Annotated in this window: 2 protein-coding genes and 1 pseudogene; 2 read left to right on the forward strand and 1 reads right to left on the reverse strand. The window is 47.7% G+C overall.

Going from position 1 to position 2348, the window contains the following annotated elements:
• Window positions 1-18: 18 nt before the first annotated feature.
• Window positions 19-1109 (reverse strand): IS4-like element ISAba1 family transposase gene (locus tag HX005_RS19440; protein WP_085940648.1). Its coding sequence is split into 2 segments (ribosomal slippage): window positions 19-569 and window positions 569-1109, totalling 1092 coding nucleotides; the frame shifts between segments, so codons are not numbered across the junction.
• An 89-nt stretch (window positions 1110-1198) separates the two neighbouring features.
• Here HX005_RS19440 and sul2 point away from each other — a divergent pair.
• Window positions 1199-2014, forward strand: a complete 816-nt coding sequence (gene sul2 / locus HX005_RS19445; RefSeq protein WP_001043260.1) for a sulfonamide-resistant dihydropteroate synthase Sul2 — start codon at window positions 1199-1201, stop codon at window positions 2012-2014.
• An 86-nt stretch (window positions 2015-2100) separates the two neighbouring features.
• Window positions 2101-2348: pseudogene (glmM, locus tag HX005_RS19450) on the forward strand (phosphoglucosamine mutase); the annotation flags it as partial.

The following is a 2348-nucleotide window of genomic DNA, read 5'->3' on the forward strand; positions in this document are numbered from 1 at the left end:
CTCTGTACACGACAAATTTCACAGAACCCTTATCCTATCAGGATTCTGCTTTCTTAAAATTGCCAAAATTTCCTTAAACTCTTCTTTTTTCCCAAAACCAATTAAACGCTGAATCGCCATTTGAACATAGTCTAAACCATAGCGAAATAAACTCATTGAGAGTCGTCCATGCTTCTTTATTTTTATCGCTTTTTTTTGATTATGTTGCCATTCACCCGTTAAGTAACACCAACAGAAGCTTATAGCTAACACCGCAATCAATTTTTTCACTCGTCTAGGGTCTGTCAAGCGCGTATTTTCAAGATTAAACCCGCGTCCTTTGAGACAACTGAATAAGGTTTCAATTTCCCAGCGTAATGCATAATCCTGAATAGCATTGGCATTAAACTGAGGAGAAACGACGAGTAAAAGCTCTCCATTTTCTAACTGTAGTGCACTTATATATAGTTTCACCCGACCAACCAAAATCCGTCGTTTACGACATTCAATTTGACCAACTTTAAGATGGCGAAATAAATCACTAATTTTATGATTCTTTCCTAAATGATTGGTGACAATGAAGTTTTTTTAACACGAATGCAGAAGTTGATGTCTTGTTCAATTAACCATGTAAACCACTGCTCACCGATAAACTCTCTGTCTGCGAACACATTCACAATACGGTCTTTACCAAAAATGGCTATAAAGCGTTGAATCAAAGCAATACGCTCTTTCGTATCTGAATTTCCACGTTTATTAAGCAATGTCCAAAGGATAGGTATCGCTATTCCACGATAAACGATTGCGAGCATCAGGATATTAATATTTCGTTTTCCCCATTTCCAATTGGTTCTATCTAAAGTCAGTTGCACTTGGTCGAATGAAAACATATTGAAAATCAACTGAGAAATTTGACGATAATCAAAATACTGACCTGCAAAGAAGCGCTGCATACGTCGATAAAATGATTGTGGTAAACACTTGATGGGCAAGGCTTTAGATGCAGAAGAAAGATTACATGTTTGCTTTAAAATAATCACAAGCATGATGAGCGCAAAGCACTTTAAATGTGACTTGTTCCATTTTAGAGATTTGTTTAAGATAAGATATAACTCATTGAGATGTGTCATAGTATTCGTCGTTAGAAAACAATTATTGTGACATTATTTCAATGAGTTATCTATTTTTGTCGTGTACAGAGATTATTATAGAAGCCCCCATGAATAAATCGCTCATCATTTTCGGCATCGTCAACATAACCTCGGACAGTTTCTCCGATGGAGGCCGGTATCTGGCGCCAGACGCAGCCATTGCGCAGGCGCGTAAGCTGATGGCCGAGGGGGCAGATGTGATCGACCTCGGTCCGGCATCCAGCAATCCCGACGCCGCGCCTGTTTCGTCCGACACAGAAATCGCGCGTATCGCGCCGGTGCTGGACGCGCTCAAGGCAGATGGCATTCCCGTCTCGCTCGACAGTTATCAACCCGCGACGCAAGCCTATGCCTTGTCGCGTGGTGTGGCCTATCTCAATGATATTCGCGGTTTTCCAGACGCTGCGTTCTATCCGCAATTGGCGAAATCATCTGCCAAACTCGTCGTTATGCATTCGGTGCAAGACGGGCAGGCAGATCGGCGCGAGGCACCCGCTGGCGACATCATGGATCACATTGCGGCGTTCTTTGACGCGCGCATCGCGGCGCTGACGGGTGCCGGTATCAAACGCAACCGCCTTGTCCTTGATCCCGGCATGGGGTTTTTTCTGGGGGCTGCTCCCGAAACCTCGCTCTCGGTGCTGGCGCGGTTCGATGAATTGCGGCTGCGCTTCGATTTGCCGGTGCTTCTGTCTGTTTCGCGCAAATCCTTTCTGCGCGCGCTCACAGGCCGTGGTCCGGGGGATGTCGGGGCCGCGACACTCGCTGCAGAGCTTGCCGCCGCCGCAGGTGGAGCTGACTTCATCCGCACACACGAGCCGCGCCCCTTGCGCGACGGGCTGGCGGTATTGGCGGCGCTGAAAGAAACCGCAAGAATTCGTTAACTGCACATTCGGGATATTTCTCTATATTCGCGGTTCAGCAGGCATGTCCCCTTTGAGGGCGACCCGACGACAGGATAATCGACCTTATGGTGCGCAAATATTTCGGCACAGACGGTATTCGTGGCAAAGCCAACGAAGGCGCGATGACGGCGGAAACCGCCTTGCGCGTCGGCATGGCGGCTGGCCGTGTCTTTCGTCGCGGTGACCACCGCCATCGTGTCGTGATCGGCAAGGATACGCGCCTGTCGGGCTATATGCTTGAACCCGCGCTCACAGCCGGTTTCACCTCGATGGGCATGGACGTATTCCTTTTTGGCCCGCTGCCGACAACGTA

This window comes from Acinetobacter sp. R933-2 (genome assembly GCF_030325485.1).
In the GTDB taxonomy this organism is placed as follows: Bacteria; Pseudomonadota; Gammaproteobacteria; order Pseudomonadales; family Moraxellaceae; genus Acinetobacter; species Acinetobacter sichuanensis.

What these genes read in the sequence shown, in the direction of transcription:
- sul2 (WP_001043260.1), top strand. Translation starts at nt 1,199, where the DNA reads ATGAATAAATCGCTCATCATTTTCGGCATCGTCAACATAACCTCGGAC.